The 17,071-nt window shown below is 71.4% G+C and carries 15 protein-coding genes and 3 pseudogenes; 8 read left to right on the top strand and 10 right to left on the bottom strand.

Going from position 1 to position 17,071, the window contains the following annotated elements:
• Nucleotides 1–199 precede the first annotated feature (199 nt).
• The 5 genes and pseudogenes from ACFZDA_RS15265 to ACFZDA_RS15245 form a co-directional block, all read right to left on the bottom strand.
• On the bottom strand, nucleotides 200–562 hold the full coding sequence (locus ACFZDA_RS15265; RefSeq protein ID WP_391080495.1) for a metalloregulator ArsR/SmtB family transcription factor: 363 nt from the start codon (nucleotides 560–562) through the stop codon (nucleotides 200–202).
• A 19-nt stretch (nucleotides 563–581) separates the two neighbouring features.
• A pseudogene (locus ACFZDA_RS15260) lies at nucleotides 582–880 on the bottom strand (hypothetical protein).
• A gap of 50 nt (nucleotides 881–930) precedes the next feature.
• Nucleotides 931–1,056 (bottom strand): hypothetical protein, encoded by a 126-nt coding sequence (locus ACFZDA_RS15255; protein WP_391080492.1) that lies wholly within the window; start codon nucleotides 1,054–1,056, stop codon nucleotides 931–933.
• A complete protein-coding gene (locus ACFZDA_RS15250; RefSeq protein WP_391081700.1) occupies nucleotides 1,053–2,696 on the bottom strand; it encodes a SulP family inorganic anion transporter in 1,644 nt (547 codons plus the stop codon). The genes ACFZDA_RS15255 and ACFZDA_RS15250 overlap by 4 nt, the downstream gene beginning before the upstream one ends.
• 68 nt (nucleotides 2,697–2,764) lie before the next feature.
• Complete coding sequence (locus ACFZDA_RS15245) at nucleotides 2,765–3,106, bottom strand: metalloregulator ArsR/SmtB family transcription factor (protein ID WP_391080489.1); 342 nt, start codon at nucleotides 3,104–3,106, stop codon at nucleotides 2,765–2,767.
• Between the two features lie 469 nt (nucleotides 3,107–3,575).
• Here ACFZDA_RS15245 and ACFZDA_RS15240 point away from each other — a divergent pair, with 469 nt between their 5' ends.
• From ACFZDA_RS15240 to narI, 4 genes are read left to right on the top strand one after another with little or no spacing between them, the layout of a single operon-like run.
• Nucleotides 3,576–7,274 (top strand): nitrate reductase subunit alpha, encoded by a 3,699-nt coding sequence (locus ACFZDA_RS15240; RefSeq protein ID WP_391080486.1) that lies wholly within the window; start codon nucleotides 3,576–3,578, stop codon nucleotides 7,272–7,274.
• A 1-nt stretch (nucleotide 7,275) separates the two neighbouring features.
• On the top strand, nucleotides 7,276–8,808 hold the full coding sequence (gene narH / locus ACFZDA_RS15235; RefSeq protein ID WP_391080483.1) for a nitrate reductase subunit beta: 1,533 nt from the start codon (nucleotides 7,276–7,278) through the stop codon (nucleotides 8,806–8,808).
• Complete coding sequence (gene narJ, locus ACFZDA_RS15230) at nucleotides 8,805–9,602, top strand: nitrate reductase molybdenum cofactor assembly chaperone (RefSeq protein ID WP_391080480.1); 798 nt, start codon at nucleotides 8,805–8,807, stop codon at nucleotides 9,600–9,602. The genes narH and narJ overlap by 4 nt, the downstream gene beginning before the upstream one ends.
• Nucleotides 9,599–10,375: a respiratory nitrate reductase subunit gamma gene (narI, locus tag ACFZDA_RS15225; RefSeq protein ID WP_391080477.1), complete on the top strand. Its 777-nt coding sequence runs from the start codon at nucleotides 9,599–9,601 to the stop codon at nucleotides 10,373–10,375. Before narJ ends, narI begins: the two co-directional genes overlap by 4 nt.
• 70 nt (nucleotides 10,376–10,445) lie before the next feature.
• Here narI and ACFZDA_RS15220 read toward each other — a convergent pair.
• A pseudogene (locus tag ACFZDA_RS15220) lies at nucleotides 10,446–10,812 on the bottom strand (carbamate kinase); the annotation flags it as partial.
• Nucleotides 10,813–11,234: 422 nt separating this feature from the next.
• On the opposite strand from ACFZDA_RS15220, the gene ACFZDA_RS15215 reads away from it, so the two are divergent.
• The 3 genes from ACFZDA_RS15215 to ppk2 are packed head-to-tail and all read left to right on the top strand — an operon-like array spanning nucleotide 11,235 to nucleotide 12,713.
• On the top strand, nucleotides 11,235–11,699 hold the full coding sequence (locus ACFZDA_RS15215) for a cyclic nucleotide-binding domain-containing protein (protein WP_391080474.1): 465 nt from the start codon (nucleotides 11,235–11,237) through the stop codon (nucleotides 11,697–11,699).
• A 25-nt stretch (nucleotides 11,700–11,724) separates the two neighbouring features.
• Nucleotides 11,725–11,865 (top strand): hypothetical protein, encoded by a 141-nt coding sequence (locus ACFZDA_RS15210; protein WP_391081750.1) that lies wholly within the window; start codon nucleotides 11,725–11,727, stop codon nucleotides 11,863–11,865.
• 44 nt (nucleotides 11,866–11,909) lie between these two features.
• The gene (gene ppk2 / locus ACFZDA_RS15205; RefSeq protein WP_391080472.1) at nucleotides 11,910–12,713 is read left to right on the top strand and encodes a polyphosphate kinase 2; all 804 of its coding nucleotides are present in this window, start codon (nucleotides 11,910–11,912) and stop codon (nucleotides 12,711–12,713) included.
• Nucleotides 12,714–12,752: 39 nt separating this feature from the next.
• Here the strand turns inward: ppk2 and ACFZDA_RS15200 are convergent.
• Nucleotides 12,753–13,245, bottom strand: a pseudogene (locus ACFZDA_RS15200) (universal stress protein); the annotation flags it as partial.
• 53 nt (nucleotides 13,246–13,298) lie between these two features.
• Nucleotides 13,299–14,156 (bottom strand): universal stress protein, encoded by an 858-nt coding sequence (locus tag ACFZDA_RS15195; protein WP_391080469.1) that lies wholly within the window; start codon nucleotides 14,154–14,156, stop codon nucleotides 13,299–13,301.
• A 454-nt stretch (nucleotides 14,157–14,610) separates the two neighbouring features.
• On the opposite strand from ACFZDA_RS15195, the gene ACFZDA_RS15190 reads away from it, so the two are divergent.
• A complete protein-coding gene (locus tag ACFZDA_RS15190) occupies nucleotides 14,611–15,825 on the top strand; it encodes a globin domain-containing protein (RefSeq protein WP_391080466.1) in 1,215 nt (404 codons plus the stop codon).
• A gap of 189 nt (nucleotides 15,826–16,014) precedes the next feature.
• Here ACFZDA_RS15190 and ACFZDA_RS15185 read toward each other — a convergent pair whose 3' ends face one another.
• Entirely contained in the window at nucleotides 16,015–16,635 is a 621-nt protein-coding gene (locus ACFZDA_RS15185; protein ID WP_391080463.1) for an ATP/GTP-binding protein, read from the bottom strand.
• Nucleotides 16,583–17,026: a DUF742 domain-containing protein gene (locus tag ACFZDA_RS15180; RefSeq protein ID WP_391080460.1), complete on the bottom strand. Its 444-nt coding sequence runs from the start codon at nucleotides 17,024–17,026 to the stop codon at nucleotides 16,583–16,585. The genes ACFZDA_RS15185 and ACFZDA_RS15180 overlap by 53 nt, the downstream gene beginning before the upstream one ends.
• Between the last annotated feature and the right edge of the window lie 45 nt (nucleotides 17,027–17,071).

Here is a 17,071-nt window from a genome sequence, read left to right as displayed (position 1 = left end):
CGATCGCCCGCCGGGCCGGTGGAGGGTGGTGGCAGCGTTCGCCGCACCCCCAGATGCCGCCCGCAGCGGCAGTCTGGCGCTGAGGGAGCCGTCCTGGGGCGGGTGTGATCGTCACCAGGGCGGCGCCCTGGAAGGTGGCCCGCCGTCAGAGCGCGCAGTGGTTTCCGCCGGGAGACGGCCGCCGCTGGGGTGGGGCCGTCTACGACGGCCTGCGCTGCCGGGGTGCGGCGTCGGACTCGGCGGCCTCAAGGTTGGCCAACAGCTCGGCCTGGCCCGCCAGTACGCCGGACAGGATGGTACGCGCGACCCGCAGCAGCTCCGCCACCTGCGGACTGGCCAGCGAGTAGTAGACGGCCGAGCCCTCCCGGCGGGGGATGACGAGGTTGGCCCGGCGCAGCACGGCCAACTGCTGGGAAAGGTGAGCCGCTTCGACACCTACCTCACCGAGCATTTCGGAGACCGCGTGTTCGCGCCGGCTGAGGAGTTCCAGCACGCGGATCCGCACCGGATGGCCGAGGGTCTTGAAGAACTCCGCCTTCAATTGGTACAGCGGCGCGCTCACCGCACCCGCCCCGCGCCCGTCAAGGCCGCCGGGGCCGGGGTACCGGACGGCCGCTGTCGTGCGTGCACCGTGCGTCGCATCCACTCAAAACTCTTCGCCATGGGGACATCCTCGCGCCCTCACACGCACATGACGACCTCGAGAATGACGAAGCCAACCCACCCCGGCCGGTTCCCGTCATCGCGCCGGACAGCGCCGGCTGGTAGGGGTGGTGATCGTGCACGGCGAACGCGAACGTGTCCGGGCCGGCCGCGTAGATCACGGTGGGGTGAGGACCTGCTCGGTGGTCTCGCGGGCGATCCGTACCGCCGGGCCCATCGTCGGCAGGGTCAGCACATGCCGTTAGGGCAGGGTTTCCCACTGGGCACTCATCGGACGGCCCCGGCGTGGGCCAGGCGGACCCATGTCACCGCCTGCGGGCGCATGCGGACCAGCCTGTCGTGCGGGCCGTGGGCCCGGCCGGGCAGCATACGGCGGCGGGAGGGAGTGCTCATCGGGAAGCCTCTTCGGTGACACGGATGCCGGGCAGAAGCCCGGCCCGGTGCAGGTGGGCGCGGGCCACGGCGATGGCCTCCGGCGTGGTGGCACACTCCCGCCCCTCCGGCTGGAGCAGGTCCAGGACGCCGACGGACTGCAGGGCTCGGCGCTGGCCGGGGCGTATCCCAGAGGTCAGCACGGCGATGCCGCGCCGGTTGAGCTTCTCCACCGCGTCCTTGATGACCAGGGCGCCGGTGGCGTCCAATGTCGTGATCCGCGACATGCGCAGGATCACCACGCGGACGTCGGCCACCTCGCTCAGTTCCAGGAGGAAGCGGTGGGCGCCGGCGAAGAACAGCGGCCCGTCGATCCGGTAGGCGACGATGTGCTCGGCCAGCAGGGCGTGCTCCTCCTCACTGTGCTCGCCGGGTAGGTCGGCCTTGAAGTCCACTTGATCCATCCGGGCCTGGTTGGCGACGGACCGCAGGGCCAGGGCGCCGGCCACGACCAGGCCGATGATCACCGCGTAGACCAGGTCCAGGGCGAGCGTGGCGACGGCCGTCAGGACCAGGACGATCGCGTCCGAGCGGGTCGCCTTCACTATCGCCCGCAGCGCGCCGACCTCGACCATCCGGATCGCGGTCGCCAGCAGCACCCCCGCCAGCGCGGCGAGCGGGATCTCGGAGACCAGCGGGGCGACGGCGAACACGATGACCGCGAGGACGGCGGCGTGGGTGAGCGCGGCCAGCCGGGAGCCCGCGCCGGTGCGGACGTTGACAGCGGTCCGGGCGATCGCCGCGGTGGCGGGGACGCCGCCGAACAGGGGGGCAGCCAGGTTCGCGATGCCCTGCCCGAACAGTTCCTTGTCCGGATCGTGCTGCTGGCCCACCGTCATCCCGTCCGCGACCGTCGCCGACAACAGCGACTCCAGGGCGGCCAGCGCGGCGACCGCGACGGCCGGGGCGAGCAGCGAACCCACCGCGGACAGGTCGAGGAAGGCCAGGGAGGGGGCGGGCAGTCCGGAGGGCAGGTCGCCGATCGGCTTGGCGGCGTCCAGGTGGAAGAGCTGGGACAGCAGGGTGGCGGCGATGACTGCGACGATCGAGAACGGGATGGTGGGCCGCCACCGGGTCCCCAGCAGCATCACGGCCGCCACGGCGAGCGCGAGGATCACGGCGGTCCAGTTCGGTGCCTTCACGAACTGCTCGATGGCCCGCCAGGTCACCACCAGGACCCTGTCGCCCTCCGGCTTGGCCACCCCCAGCGCGTTCGGGATCTGCTGCAAGGCGATGACGCAGGCGATGCCGAGAGTGAAGCCCTCCACCACCGGCGCGGGGACGTAGCGCATGTACCGGCCGGCCTTCAGCAGGGCCAGCGCGATCAGCAGCACACCGGCCATCAGCCCGACAGTCAGCACTCCACCCGGCCCGTACTGGGCGACGATCGGCACCAGCACGACCGTCATCGCTCCTGTGGGGCCGGAGACCTGGAGGTTGGAGCCGCCGAACAGCGCCGCCAGGGCGCCGGCCACCACGGCAGTCGCAAGTCCTGATGCGGCTCCGAGCCCGGAGGAGACTCCGAAGCCGAGCGCGAGCGGCAGCGCCACGATGGCCACCGTGAGGCCGGCGAGCAGATCCCGGCGTGGGTTGCGGGCCATGAAGGTGAAGTCGGCGCGGACAGGCAGCAAGGAGCGCACCCGTCCCACGACCGGAGTGAGGAACGTACTCACGAAGCCGCGACCTCGGCTTCCCGCAGCTCTTCCAGGAGTTCGTTCCGCCCTGCCAGCATCTCGGTCAGGATCCGGCGCGCGGCCCGCATCAGCTCCGCCACATCCCCGCCCGCCAGCTCGTACACCACGGTCGAGCCATCGCGGGCCGAGGTGACGATGCCCGAGCGACGCAGGACCCCGAGCTGCTGCGAGAGCGCCGAGGGCTCGACTTCGATCGCGGTCAGCAGGTCACGTACCGGCATCGGCCCATCCTGCAGCAGCTCGAGTACGCGTATACGGACCGGGTGCCCGAGCATCCGGAAGAACTCCGCTTTGGCCTGATACAGCGGAACCGACACGGCCTGGGCCCCCCTTCACCACCCCGATGACTCGGAGGTGTCCTCTGGCGCCGTGCCCGCGGCCACGTGCGGACACAACCAACACAGCATGTAGTGAATTGCAGAATTTCGCAATTCATAGGCCGTGCGATGAGCGCAGCCGCCGGTGCTCTGCCGCGTCCGGCCGCGGTGGGCGGCCGGACGCTCGACCGAACCGGGCGCCACGCGCCGTACGCGCTGCGCCTTCGGCCGCCTGGGACGGGGGAATCGGCCGCCATGCAGGCGCGGAATGCGGTCGTACAGCTGGGCATCTGCGGTTCGATCAATGCCCGGCATGCACGCCGGGCACAGCCGGCTCCCCCGCCGACCGGCCCCCGGTACGGGGGCCATTGGTCCCTGTCGTGACCCGCCGGGTGGGGCCGGAAGGTCATCCGGCAGGGACCGCCGGCCCCAGATACACCACGGCGTGCGGCTTCTAGCGTTCTCAGCCATGGAGAACGATCAGAACGCACGGCGCCGGGCGTCGCACGCCGGGGAAGGCTGGCCGCTGGCCGCACGCAGACTGCTGACGCGCCGCGAGGTGTCGGCCGACGGACGCGCCGTGTTCGGCGAGAACGACGGCAAGTGGGAGGGTTTCTACCGGGACCGGTGGTCGCACGACAAGGTGGTGCGCTCCACGCACGGGGTGAACTGCACCGGTTCCTGCTCGTGGATGGTGTACGTCAAGGACGGCCTCATCACCTGGGAGCACCAGGCCACCGACTACCCGTCCATCGGCACGGACTGCCCCGAGTACGAGCCGCGCGGCTGCCCGCGCGGGGCGTCGTTCTCCTGGTACACGTACTCGCCCAGCCGGGTCCGCTACCCGTATGTGCGCGGCACGCTGCTGAAGCTGTGGCGCGAGGCCCGGGGGCGGCTCGGTGACCCGGTGGCGGCCTGGGCCGAGATCACCGGCGACCCGGCCAAGGCTCGCACGTACAAGCGGGCGCGCGGCAAGGGCGGCCTGGTGCGTGCCGACTGGGACGAGGTGAGCGAGCTGATCGCCGCCGCCCAGGTGCACACCGTCAAGGCGTACGGTCCCGACCGCGTGGCGGGCTTCTCACCGATCCCGGCGATGTCGATGGCGTCGTTCGCGGCCGGCGCGCGGTTCCACTCGCTGATCGGCGGGACCCTGCTGTCGTTCTACGACTGGTACGCGGACCTGCCGATCGCCTCACCGCAGGTCTTCGGCGACCAGACCGACGTGCCGGAGGCCGCGGACTGGTGGAACGCGGGCTATCTGATCATGTGGGGTTCCAACATCCCCGTGACCCGGACGCCGGACGCGCACTTCCTCACCGAGAGCCGGTACAACGGCACCAAGGTCGTCGCGGTCAGCCCCGACTACGCCGACAACGTCAAGCACGCCGACGAGTGGGTCGCTCCGCACCCCGGCACGGACGGGGCACTGGCGATGGCCATGGGCCACGTCATCCTGCGGGAATTCCTGGTCGACCGCGAAGTGCCCTATTTCCAGGACTACATGCGCAAGTTCACCGACGCCCCGTTCCTGGTGACCCTGCGCGAGCACGACCGCGGTCTCGTCCCGGACGGGTTCCTGACCGCCGCCGATCTCGGACACGACACGGAACACGCCGGGTCCAAGACGGTTCTCCTGGACAGGGCCACGGGTGAACCCGTGGTCCCGGGCGGCTCGCTCGGCTTCCGGTGGGGGGAAGCCGAGCGAGGCCGTTGGAATCTCGATCTGGGCGATGTCGTCCCCGAGTTGAGCCTGCTGGGGTGTGCGGAGGAGACGGCCGAAGTGGCTCTGCCCCGGTTCGACGAGGGCAGTACGGAGGGGGGTTCGGTCATGGTGCGCGGGGTGCCCGTGCGCCGGATCGGCGCTCGCCTGGTCACCACGGTCTTCGACCTGATGCTCGCCCAGTACGGAGTGCGGCGGCCGGGTCTCCCGGGAAGCTGGCCGTCGTCCTGCGAAGACGCCTCGCAGCCCTACACCCCGGCCTGGCAGGAGACGATCACGTCGGTGCCGGCGGCACAGGCGGCCCGGATCGCCCGGGAGTTCGCCCGCAACGCCGAGCGCACCCATGGCCGTTCGATGATCGCGATGGGCGCCGGCACCAACCACTGGTTCCACTCCGACACCATCTACCGCGCCTTCCTGGCGCTGACGACCATGACCGGGTGCCAGGGCGTCAACGGCGGCGGCTGGGCGCACTACGTCGGCCAGGAGAAGGTCCGCCCGGTCACCGGGCAGCAGCACCTGTCGTTCGCCTTCGACTGGCAGCGGCCCACCCGGCACATGGCGGGCACCTCGTACTGGTACCTGAACTCCGACCAGTGGCGTTACGAGACGTTCGGGCCCGAGGAGCTGGCTTCCCCGCTCGGTGCGGGACGCTTCAAGGGCAGGGCGTTCGCGGACACGCTCGCGCAGGCCGTGCGGCTGGGCTGGACACCCGGTCACCCCGGCTTCAACCGCAACCCGCTCGACCTCGCGGACGAGGCGGCCGCCGCGGGCCGGCCGGTCGCCGAGCACATCGTGGACGAGCTGAAGTCCGGCAGAGTGCGGTTCGCCGTCGAGGACCCCGACGACCCGGCCAACTTCCCGCGCGTGCTGACCGTGTGGCGGGCGAACCTGCTCGGCTCCTCCGGCAAGGGCAGCGAGTACTTCCTGCGGCACCTGCTGGGCACGGACGCGGCGGTCCGCTCCGAGGAGACCCCGCCCGAAGGGCGTCCGAAGGAGGTGGTGTGGCGGGAGGAGGCCCCCGAGGGCAAGCTCGACCTGCTGGTCACGATGGACTTCCGGATGACCTCCACCGGTCTGCTCTCCGACGTCGTCCTGCCGGCCGCCACCTGGTACGAGAAGGACGACCTGTCGTCGACCGACATGCATCCCTTCGTGCACGCCTTCACCCCGGCCATCGCCCCGCCCTGGCAGGCCCGCACCGACTACGACACCTTCCTCACCCTCGCCGACAGGTTCAGCGAGCTGGCCGCCGAGCACCTGGGCACCCGCACGGACGTGCTCGCGGTGCCGCTGCTGCACGACACCCCGGACGAACTCGCCCAGCCCGGCGGGGCGGTACGCGACTGGAAGGCCGGCGAATGCGAACCGGTCCCGGGGCGGACCATGCCGAAGCTCGTCGTCATCGAACGGGACTACGCCGCGACCGCGCAGAAGATGCGCGCCGTCGGCCCGCTGCTGGACACCCTGGGCACCACGACCAAGGGCGTCACCGTCCACCCGAACCAGGAGATCGAGGAACTGCGGCGCCGTAACGGCACCGTCAGGGACGGCATCGCCGCCGGACGGCCCTCGCTCGCCACCGCGAGCGACATGTGCGAGGCGATCCTCGCCCTGTCCGGCACCACCAACGGGCGCCTGGCCACGGAGGGCTTCCGCGAACTGGAGCGGCAGATCGGCAGCGAGGGCCTGGTGGACCTCGCCTCCGAACGCGAGGCCGAGCGGATCACCTTCGACGACACCCGCACCCAGCCCCGCTCGGTGATGACGTCGTACGAGTGGTCGGGCTCGGAGACCGGTGGCCGCCGCTACTCGGCGTTCGTCATCAACACCGAGCACAAGAAGCCCTGGCACACCCTCACCGGCCGGCAGCACTTCTTCGTCCAGCACGACTGGATCGCCGAACTCGGTGAGCAACTCCCCGTCTACCGGCCGCCCTTGAGTATGCCTCGGCACCAGGGCGACCAGGAACTGCACGACGAGGACCGGGCGGAGGTCACGGTCCGCTATCTGACCCCGCACTCCAAGTGGTCCATCCACTCGAACTACCAGGACAACAAGTACATGCTCGACCTGTCCCGCGGCGGCCCGGTGATCTGGATGTCCACCGCCGACGCCGAGAAGATCGGCGTGAAGGACAACGAGTGGATCGAGGCGTACAACCGCAACGGCGTGGTCGCGGCCCGCGCCGTGGTCACCCACCGCATGCCCGAGGGCACCGTGTACATGTACCACGCCCAGGACCGCAACGTGAACGTGCCCAAGACCGAGGTCAGCGGCAAGCGCGGCGGCATCCACAACTCGCTGACCAGGCTGCTGCTCAAGCCGACCCATCTCGCGGGCGGCTACGCCCAGTTCACCTACGCCTTCAACTACTACGGCCCGACCGGCAACCAGCGTGACGAGGTCACGGTCATCCGCCGACGCTCGCAGGATGTGGAGTACTGACATGCGCGTCATGGCCCAAGTGGCGATGGTGATGAACCTCGACAAGTGCATCGGCTGCCACACCTGCTCGGTCACCTGCAAGCAGACGTGGACCAACCGCACCGGCGTCGAGTACGCCTGGTTCAACAACGTCGAGACCAAGCCCGGCGTCGGCTACCCGCGCCGCTACGAGGACCAGGAGCAGTGGAAGGGCGGCTGGCTGCTCGACAAGCGCGGACGCCTCGTCCTGCGCTCCGGCGGCCGTGTCAAGCGGCTCCTGTCACTGTTCTCCAACCCGGACCTGCCGTCCATCGAGGACTATTACGAGCCGGTCACCTACGACTACGACAACCTCGTCAGCGCCCCGGCCGGCAAGGACATGCCGGTGGCCCGCCCCCGCTCGGTGCTCACCGGCAAGCCCACCGCCATCACCTGGGGCGCCAACTGGGAGGACGGTCTCGGTGGCGCCCCTGAGAACGCCGGCGGGGACCCGAATCTCACCGGGGAATGGGCTCAGAAGGTCAAGTTCGAGTTCGAGCAGACCTTCCTCTTCCACCTCCCCCGCCTGTGCGAGCACTGCCTCAACCCGGCTTGCGTCTCCGCCTGTCCGTCCGGCGCGATGTACAAGCGGGTCGAGGACGGCATCGTCCTGGTCGATCAGGACCGCTGCCGGGGCTGGCGGATGTGCGTGACGGCGTGCCCGTACAAGAAGGTGTACGTCAACCACGCCACCGGCAAGGCCGAGAAGTGCACGTTCTGCTTTCCACGCATCGAGGCCGGCCAGCCCACCGTCTGCTCCGAGACCTGTGTGGGGCGGCTGCGCTACCTCGGGCTGCTGCTGTACGACGCCGACCGCGTCGGCGAGGCCGCGGCCACTCCCGACGAGCACGACCTGCTGGACGCCCAGCGCGGCGTCTTCCTCGACCCGCACGACCCCGAAGTGATCGCGGCGGCACGGGAGTCGGGCATACCCGGGGACTGGCTGGCGGCCGCCCGCCGCTCCCCGGTGTACGACCTGGTCATGCGCTACAAGGTGGCCCTCCCGCTGCACCCGGAGTACCGCACCATGCCGATGGTCTGGTACGTGCCTCCGCTCTCCCCCGTCCTGGACGCCGTCGACGCCGCGGGCGGCGACCAGGACGACCCCGACCACGTCTTCGCCGCCGTCACCCGGCTGCGCATCCCGCTGGAGTACCTGGCGGAGCTGTTCACCGCCAAAGACGCCGACGTCGTCGCCGGGGTACTGATGAAACTCACCGCCCTGCGCTCGTACATGCGGGAGCGCACCCTCGGCGAGGAGGGCGACGAGGCCATGCTCAAGGCCGTCGGCCTGACCGTCCGTGAGGCCGAGGACATGCACCGGCTCCTCGCGATCGCCAAGTACCAGGACCGCTACGTCGTCCCCGCCGCCCACAAGGAGGACGCCGCCGCGCTGAGCGCGGTGGAGAACCGCTGCCCCGTCGAATCGTCCGACGACCCCGTGGACACGGGTGGCCGACGGGTGATGCTCGGCATCCCCACCCTGCGACGCAAGACCGCCGGAGGCCGCTCGTGACCCCGCTGCCCGCGACCATCCCCGCCCTCGTCCGCACCCGCCTCCGCGCGGCCGTCCGCCGCCCGGCCCGGCTCAGGCCCGAGGAGGTGGAGGCGCGCACGCTGCTGCTGCGGCTGTGCTCGCTCCTGCTCCAGTATCCGGACGCCGAAATCACCAGCGCGCGGCCGGGGTTGGCTATCACCGTCGAGGCGCTGCCGCCCTCGCCGGCCGCCGAGGACCTGGCCGCCTTCACCGCCTGGTTCGCCGGCCAGGAACCGGAGGTGCTGGAGCGCCACTACGTCGAGATGTTCGACCTGCGCCGCAAGAGCAGCCTCTACCTCACCTACTACCTGCACGGCGACACCCGCCGCCGCGGCATGGCCCTGCTCACCCTCGCCCAGCGGTACCGCGCCGCCGGCTGGGACACCGACGGGGGCGAACTGCCCGACCACCTCCCGGTCGTCCTGGAGTTCGCCGCCCTGGCGGGCCCGCGCGGCGGCGAGGCGCCGCTGCGCCAGCACCGGCGCGGCCTCGAGCTGATCCACCGGGCGCTGACCGACGCCGACTCGCCGTACCGGCACCTCCTTGCCGCGCTGCTCACCCTGCTGCCGCCGTCCACCGAGGCGGACCGCGCGGCGGTGGCCCGACTCGTCGCCGAGGGTCCGCCGAACGAGGAGGTCGGTCTCGACCCCTACGGGACGTACGGCGAGGGGGAGTTCGCCCCTCCGGGCACGTTCGTGCCGCCGACGGCCGCTGCGCCGACCCGTGTGCCGCCCGCCGGCACGACCACCAGCCGTATGGAAGGCACCCGATGAACGCCGCGTCCCTCGCCCCGTCGACCGCCGCGGCGGCGAGCGGCACCGACCTCCTGCTGTGGGTCGCCGTCCCGTACGTCTGCCTCGCGGTGTTCGTAGTCGGACACATCTGGCGCTACCGCCAGGACCAGTTCGGCTGGACCACGCACACCAGCCAGCTCCTCGAACACCGCTGGCTGCGCTGGGGCAGCCCGCTGTTCCACCTCGGCGCCTTCATGGTGATCGCCGGCCATGTCGTGGGACTCGGCATTCCGGACTCGTGGACCGAGTTCGTCGGTATCTCCGAGCACGCGTACCACACGACGGCCGTCTGGGCGGGTTCGGTGGCGGGCGTCGCCATGGTCTCGGGTCTCGGCATGCTGTGCGCCCGCCGGTTGCTGACCCGCCGGATCCGGCTCGGCACCGACCGCAGCGACAAACTCCTCTTCCCGCTGCTGTCCGCCACCGTCCTGCTGGGCATCAGCGCCACCGCCGCGCACAACGTGTTCGGCGCCGGCTACGACTACCGCTCCACCATCTCCGTATGGTTCCGCGGTCTGTTCGTCCTTCAGCCGCACCCGGAGGCGATCGCCGGCGCCCCGCTGCTGTTCCAGCTGCACGCCCTGACCGCCTTCCTGCTCTTCGCCGCCTGGCCGTTCACCCGGCTGGTCCACGTGTGGAGTGCCCCGATCGGGTACGTGGCCCGCCCGTACCTGGTCTACCGGCGACGAGCCGCGCCGGCGACAGCCCTCACGGCAGAAGGCCGGCCCCGGTCGGCCTCCGGCTCCCGGTGAGCCGGATGAACCCCGGGCCCGCGCCGGCACCGGACGCCCTGACGTGGGCCCGTCGGCTGGCTCGCCTCGTGAGCAGGTCGTGGATGGTCTCGGTCTCGACGATGCCCTCGGGCATGCGTGAGGCGACGACCTGGCGCCACCCGGTGGCGTCCTTGGCGATGTGCCAGCCGCCTTCGGGCGAGGGTGCGGGCGACGTCCCGGGGGTACACCGGGCCGACGCGCTTCGCGGGCCGTGCGAAGGCCGGGTCGTCGGCCCGTACCACGGTGTGGGTGACGAGTGCGGCGATCTTGCGGCCGGGCAGCGTGTCGTGCCGGGCCCGGACCAACAGTGAACCGATCAGCATCACCCGGTCGATGTTCGCCTGCTGTACCGCGGCGTCGGGGCGGTCACCCCGGCGCAGCAGGGCGTTGCCTCCGAGGGCGATGACGATGCGCACGGCTCGAGTCCTCCAGAGAGGCCACGAGAAGGTGAAGGAGGCTGGGGAGGCAGAACGCACCGCCGGTGCTTCGGGTTCGCGGCGGGCAGTGCGTGCCCGCGGCCCCGCTGGGCCCTCAGGACGAACGCGTCGCGCGCGGCGCTGAGCACGAAGGCGACCGCGGTGGAGATCCCCAGGAGGACGGCGAACCGCCTCCGGGACTTGGGGGTCGGTGACGTACCCACCATGCACACCCCTTCCGCTTCCGTCGGGTTGGCTCTCGTCTCCATCGAACCTCCGGGCCCGTCCGGGCACAGGGTGCCGAAGGGCCCGGACGGGGTACCGGCCGGCCCGGTCATGGGGCCGGGTGGCCCATGGCCCGGCACCAGGTAGGGGGACACGCTGGAGGTGGCAGGTTCGTACGTCCTGACTGGAGGCACTCCATGAACGCTCCCGCCACGGCCGGCACGCCGCAGACACTTCCGGCCGAACACAGGCAGCGGCTGATGCGCTGCGCCCGGGATGTGTCCTTCCCCCAGGGCACCCGCCTCTTCGAGGAAGGGGCCCGCGCCGACCGGTTCTGGATCATCCGCACCGGCTCGGTCGACCTCGACATGCGCGTGCCCGGCCGCCGCGCCGCCGTCATCGAAACGCTTCGTCACAACGACCTCATCGGCTGGTCCTGGCTGTTCGCCCCGCACGCCTGGCATCTGGGCGCCGAGGCGACCACTCCGGTGCGCGCCCACGAGTTCGACGCCATCGCGGTCCGCTCGATGTGCCAGGACGACCTCGCGCTCGGTGCGAGCGTCGCCCAGTGGGTGGGCGGTGTCCTCGCCCACCGCCTGCGCTCGGCCCGCACCCGGCTGCTCGACCTGTACGCCCCCTACGGCAGCGGCAGCCTCCTGTGACCGCGGCCACGCCTCGAAGGGAGTCGTGAAGCTCGGCGGCCGTATGCGGGACACCTCGCTGGTCCCGGTGGCCGTACGCCTGGTCCGTGCCGTCGAGGAGGTCGTGGACGTGGAGTCCGACCTCTCCGCGCACGCCTCCGCAGCGGCCAGGGGCTCGCTGCAGTAGCGTGCTGTCCGGGTCCACGTATGTCCCCGGGTGATGGAGGCGGCATGGCCGGCGAGAACGCGGCGACGCTGCCGCGCAAGACGTACGAGAAGGAACTGCTGCGCCTGCAGACGGAGTTGGTGAAGCTGCAGGAGTGGGTGCGCGCGGAGGGCGCACGCCTGGTCGTCGTCTTCGAGGGACGGGACGCGGCCGGCAAGGGCGGCACCATCAAGCGGGTGGCCGAGCACCTCAACCCCCGCGTCGCCCGGATCGTGGCGTTGCCGAAGCCCACCGAGCGCGAGCGCACCCAGTGGTACTTCCAGCGGTACGCCGAGCATCTGCCCGCCGCCGGGGAGATCGTGCTGTTCGACCGCAGCTGGTACAACCGGGCGGGCGTGGAACACGTGATGGGCTTCTGCACCAAGGAGGAGCACCAGCTGTTCCTGCGGCAGTGCCCGATCTTCGAGCGGATGCTGGTGGAGGACGGGATCCTGCTGCGCAAGTACTGGTTCTCGGTGAGCGACGACGTGCAGCAGGAGCGGTTCCGGCAGCGGCTGGAGGACCCGACGAAGCGCTGGAAGCTCTCCCCGATGGACCTGGAGTCGATCACCCGGTGGGAGGCGTACTCCCGTGCCAAGGACGAGATGCTCGTGCACACCGACATCACCGAGGCACCGTGGTACGTCGTCGAGAGCGACGACAAGCGGCGCGCCCGGCTGAACATGATCGCGCATCTGCTGAGCACCGTGCCGTACCGCGAGGTACCGCGTCCGGTGCTCGACCTGCCGCCGCGTCCGCCGTCGACGGGCTACGTACGGCCGCCGCGCGATCTGCAGACGTACGTCCCCGATCACGCGGCGGGTCTTTGAGCCGGTCGTCGGATCACCTCCGCCGCGGTACGACGGCGACCGGGCGGGCTCGCCCGCGAGGAGGGGGTGGTCGGTGGTCTCGTGCGCGGGGCACCGCCAAGCCCGCACGGCCTCCAGCACGGCCCTACGTCGCTCCGCCTCCTCGAAGGCGAAGCGCACCCGCACCGTACGCCTCCTCGCCGACGCCGAGCAGGATGCGCCCGCGCGTCACCGGCTGTACCCGCTTGTCGTGGCGGCCGCGCAGCACGATCACCGGGCAGGCGGCGTAGGCGGCCACGGCCAGGCTGACGGAACCGAGCAGGAGGCTCGGCGATACCGCCGCGCCCCCGGGACCCCAGGACCCGTCGGCGAGCAGCTGCTCGGACGGCTCGCCGAGGTCCTCGGCGGGCGCGGCACCTGCGTACCGCTCCCACAGCGAGGCGTGCACCAGCCGCAGTGGCACCCCGCGCAGGGCGGCCTCGTCCGCCGCCCAGTCGACGGCCCGCAGACTCGGCTCGGAGCCGTCCACGCCCACGACCAGAGGGAGTTCCATGCTGCCGTGGTGCTTCTCGTTCATGGTGGCTCCTCCTGAAGGGCTCGGGTGCGTCAGTCGTGTGCGACGACGGCGACGGGGGCGGTGGCGTGGTGCAGCACGGCGTTCGTGACGGGGCCGATGTGGGCGCCGAGCGGGCTGCGGCGGGCCCGGCGGCCGACGACGACCAGGGACGCGTCGCGGGAGGCGTCGACCAGGTGGACGGCGGGACTGCCGGGGCGGGACTCCTCGATGACCTCGACGGCCGGGTACTTCTCCTTCCAGTGGTTCAGTACCTCGGCCAGCGTGGCGGCGTCCTGCTTGCCCAGCGCGGCGTCGAGTTCGGGGTCGGCGGGCAGGCCGTAGGCGAAGTACGGCGGCGGGTTCCAGACGTGGACGACCCGCAGCGGTGTGACACGGCGGGCGGCCGCCTCGAAGGCGAAGGTGATCACCGTGTCGTCGGGGTGGTCGGTGCCGAGCCCGAGGACCACGGGCCCGCCGGTGGCCTGGTCGCCGGCACGGACCACAACCACAGGCTGCTCGGTGTGCGCCACGACGGCCTGGCCCACGGAGCCGACGAGGAATCCTCCGATGCCGCTCAGCCCTCGGGAGCCGAGGACCAGCAGCTCGGCGTCCTTCGCCGCCTCGGTCAGCACCTCGGCGGGCCGGCCGGAGACCTGCTCCACCGACACGTCCAGTCCGGAGTGACGCAGCTTGAGGTCCTCGACCACCTCGCGCGGAACACGCTCGCTCCACCGCTGCTGCGTGTCGGCACCGAGGAACTGCGCCAGGGCGACGGGCGCGGGAACCGGCTCCCACACGTGGACGAGTCTGAGCGGCAGGACGCGCCGCTTCGCCTCGCGGGCCGCCCACTCCGCCGCGGCACGGCTCTCAGCCGAGCCGTCGAGACCTACGGCAACACTGCGGATCATGTTCTGCCTCCTCATCCGGGATTCGATTCCAGCGTCGCGGCGCGGGGGCCGGTGGTGCAGGGGCCGCAGGTCCCGAGCCGGGGCCGGTAGGCCCTGTGGGCGGCGGCACGGAGTGGGCCGACAGCCCTCTGGAGGGTCGGCGCCGTTCGGCCCCCGGGCTCGGCACACTCCTCGGCTACCGGCGCTCGTGGCTGAAGGTGGCCGGTGTGACGGTGGCCGCGTACCTCGTGCCCCACGTTGCCGCGCCGGACAGGGCCGACAGGAAGTCGTCCCCAGCCCATCCGGCCCGGGCCCCGGCGGGACCCGTGGGGCACCTGTGCCCGAATCGATGGGGCCGTTCGGCCCCTCTTCGCCCAGCGCCGCCGAAACGCGGTCCGGTGCCTGCTACACAGAAGACGGCCGCCCCTTCGTGACGGCGCCCATCCCACCTCACCCCGCCTGCCTGGGAGTCTTCATGCTGTCCGCAGAATCCGCCGCCGTGGTGCGCGCCACCCTGCCCGCCGTGGCCGGAGCCCTCGACGAGATCACCACCCGCTTCTACGGCGCCATGTTCCGCGACCGGCCGGAGCTGCTCGACGGGATGTTCAACCGTGGCAACCAGGCAAGCGGTGCCCAGCGCCGCGCCCTGGCCGGTTCGATCGCCGCCTTCGCGACCATGTTGCTGGAACGACCGGACGTCCGGCCCGACGCCCTGCTGAGCCGTATCGCGCACAAGCACGCTGCGGTGGGGGTCACCGAAGACCAGTACACGATCGTGCACAAGTACCTGTTCGGCGCGATAGCCGAGGTCCTCGGCGACGCGGTCACCCCCGAGGTGGTGGCCGCGTGGGACGAGGTCTACTGGCTGATGGCCGGCGCCCTGATCGCCCAGGAGGCCCGCCTCTACCAGGACGCGGGCGTCGAGCCCGGGAAGACCTGGCGGCAGTGGACGGTCGTCGAGCGCCGCAGCGAGACCGACGACGTCGTGTCCTTCCTGCTGCGCCCTGCCGACGGGCAGCCGGCACCGCGGGCGCGGGCGGGCCAGTACGTGAGCGCACGGGTGCTGATGGCCGACGGGGTGCACCAACTCCGCCAGTACAGCCTGTCGTCCGACCCGGGCGGGGACCTGCGGCGCATCACCGTCAAACGGGTCGCCGGCACGGACGGCGCACCGGACGGCGAGGTCTCCAACCTGCTGCACGACCAGATCCGCGAGGGAGACGAACTCACCCTCTCCGCTCCCTTCGGGGACGTCTTCCTCGACGACCCGGCCGGTGCCACCGCTCCGGTCGTCCTGGTCTCCGCGGGTATCGGCGGCACGCCCATGACCAGCATCCTGGCGCAGCTCGCCGCCCTCGGCTCGACCCGGCCGGTGCTGGTGCTGCACGCCGACCACTCCCCCGCCGGCCATGCCCTGCGCACCGAGACAGGCGAGCTGGCCGGGCAACTGCCGGGAGCCCGCGTGGTCTTCTGGTACGAGCAGCCCGGCCCGGAGGAACCCGACGCGCGCGAGGGCTTGATGAACCTCGACGGCATCGAACTGCCCGACAGCGCCACGGTGTTCCTGTGCGGCCCGCTGCCGTTCATGCGGGAGGTGCGCGGGCAGTTGCTGGCCGCGGGCGTCCCGGCGCGCAGCATCCGCTACGAGGTCTTCGGCCCCGACCTGTGGCTGCCTGGCACTGCGGCGTGAACCACTTGTCCACGACGGTCCACCGACCGGGCCGTCGTCGTTCCTGCCCGCCCACCACGGCAGCCCGTCCCGATGGGGCCTACAGTCCCGCTGGGAACGTTCACCGACTCGAACTGGCTCCTCACCATCGCCGCGGGCCGCCGGCCCGTCTACCGCGACCGTGCTGCGGCCCGAGCGGCCGGGGGGCGTTCACGTTCTCGGTGCCACGGCCGCTTCGGCCCGGGCCAGGGCGACTTCCAGTACGACCAGCAGCGCATCGCGGACCGAGCCCGTCCTCCGTGCGTCGAAGACGATCAGGGGAACGTGCTCGGCGATGTCCAGTGCCCACCGCACCTCGTCGAGGTCGTGCTCGACCTCCCCGTCGAAGGCGTTGACGGCGACCGCGAAGGGCACGTCCTTGTGCTCGAAGTAGTCCACCGCCGCGTAGCAGTCGTCCAGTCGGCGGGTGTCCACGATCACCAGACCGCCGAGGGCGCCGTCCACCAGGTCGTCCCACATGAAGCCGAACCGGTCCTGGCCCGGGGTGCCGAACAGGTACAGCTTGAGCGTCGGATCGATGGTGACGCAGCCGAAGTCCATGGCGACCGTGGTGGTGGTCTTGCCCGGAGTGTGCGTGAGATCGTCCACTCCAGCCGCGACCTCGGTGATCGCGGCCTCCGTGGTGAGCGGCCGTATCTCGGAGATCGAGCCCACGGTCGTCGTCTTGCCTACGCCGAAGCCGCCGGCGATGACCAGTTTGACCGGCGTCGGCGGCTGTTCAACTGGTGTCACGGAGTGTCCCCCGTGAGTCGGGGACGGCACGAAGACCATCGATAACCCTTCGCAGTACGGAGAGATCCTGGGCGGTCCCAGCCTCCGGCCGGTGGACCGCCAGATGCCCTGCGGCACGCAGGTCCTCGGCCAGCACGCGGACCACGTTGAGGTGCAGTCGCAGCCCGGCGGCCAGTTCCGCGACCGACTGCGGCCGCCGGCAGGCCGCGATGATGTCGTGATGTTCGAAGGTGAGCGAGTGCAGGACGGAGAGCCCCGCCGAGGTCGACACGACCTGCGTCTCGACCGGGATCGGCAACGCCGCGCCGCCCCCCGACACCCGGCCTGCGGTCAGCAGGAACGGCCGGATCGCGGGGGCGCGGCCGACGGCCGGGTCCGGCGAGTCCCCGGCATGCCCTGCTGCGTCGTGTGGTGGTCCGCCGACGGCCATCACGATCCCTTTCCGAAGTGTCTGTAGCCGTGCCCCGGGCGGGGG

It is taken from the genome of Streptomyces sp. NPDC007991 (assembly GCF_042958445.1).
Classification (GTDB): domain Bacteria; phylum Actinomycetota; class Actinomycetes; order Streptomycetales; family Streptomycetaceae; genus Streptomyces.
This window is presented reverse-complemented; position numbering and strand designations above follow the sequence as displayed.

What these genes read in the sequence shown, in the direction of transcription:
- ACFZDA_RS15255 (WP_391080492.1), bottom strand. Translation starts at nt 1,056, where the DNA reads ATGAGCACTCCCTCCCGCCGCCGTATGCTGCCCGGCCGGGCCCACGGC.
- ACFZDA_RS15250 (WP_391081700.1), bottom strand. Translation starts at nt 2,696, where the DNA reads ATGGCCCGCAACCCACGCCGGGATCTGCTCGCCGGCCTCACGGTGGCC.
- ACFZDA_RS15240 (WP_391080486.1), top strand. Translation starts at nt 3,576, where the DNA reads ATGGAGAACGATCAGAACGCACGGCGCCGGGCGTCGCACGCCGGGGAA.
- narH (WP_391080483.1), top strand. Translation starts at nt 7,276, where the DNA reads ATGCGCGTCATGGCCCAAGTGGCGATGGTGATGAACCTCGACAAGTGC.
- narI (WP_391080477.1), top strand. Translation starts at nt 9,599, where the DNA reads ATGAACGCCGCGTCCCTCGCCCCGTCGACCGCCGCGGCGGCGAGCGGC.
- ACFZDA_RS15215 (WP_391080474.1), top strand. Translation starts at nt 11,235, where the DNA reads ATGAACGCTCCCGCCACGGCCGGCACGCCGCAGACACTTCCGGCCGAA.
- ppk2 (WP_391080472.1), top strand. Translation starts at nt 11,910, where the DNA reads ATGGCCGGCGAGAACGCGGCGACGCTGCCGCGCAAGACGTACGAGAAG.
- ACFZDA_RS15195 (WP_391080469.1), bottom strand. Translation starts at nt 14,156, where the DNA reads ATGATCCGCAGTGTTGCCGTAGGTCTCGACGGCTCGGCTGAGAGCCGT.
- ACFZDA_RS15190 (WP_391080466.1), top strand. Translation starts at nt 14,611, where the DNA reads ATGCTGTCCGCAGAATCCGCCGCCGTGGTGCGCGCCACCCTGCCCGCC.
- ACFZDA_RS15185 (WP_391080463.1), bottom strand. Translation starts at nt 16,635, where the DNA reads ATGGTCTTCGTGCCGTCCCCGACTCACGGGGGACACTCCGTGACACCA.
- ACFZDA_RS15180 (WP_391080460.1), bottom strand. Translation starts at nt 17,026, where the DNA reads ATGGCCGTCGGCGGACCACCACACGACGCAGCAGGGCATGCCGGGGAC.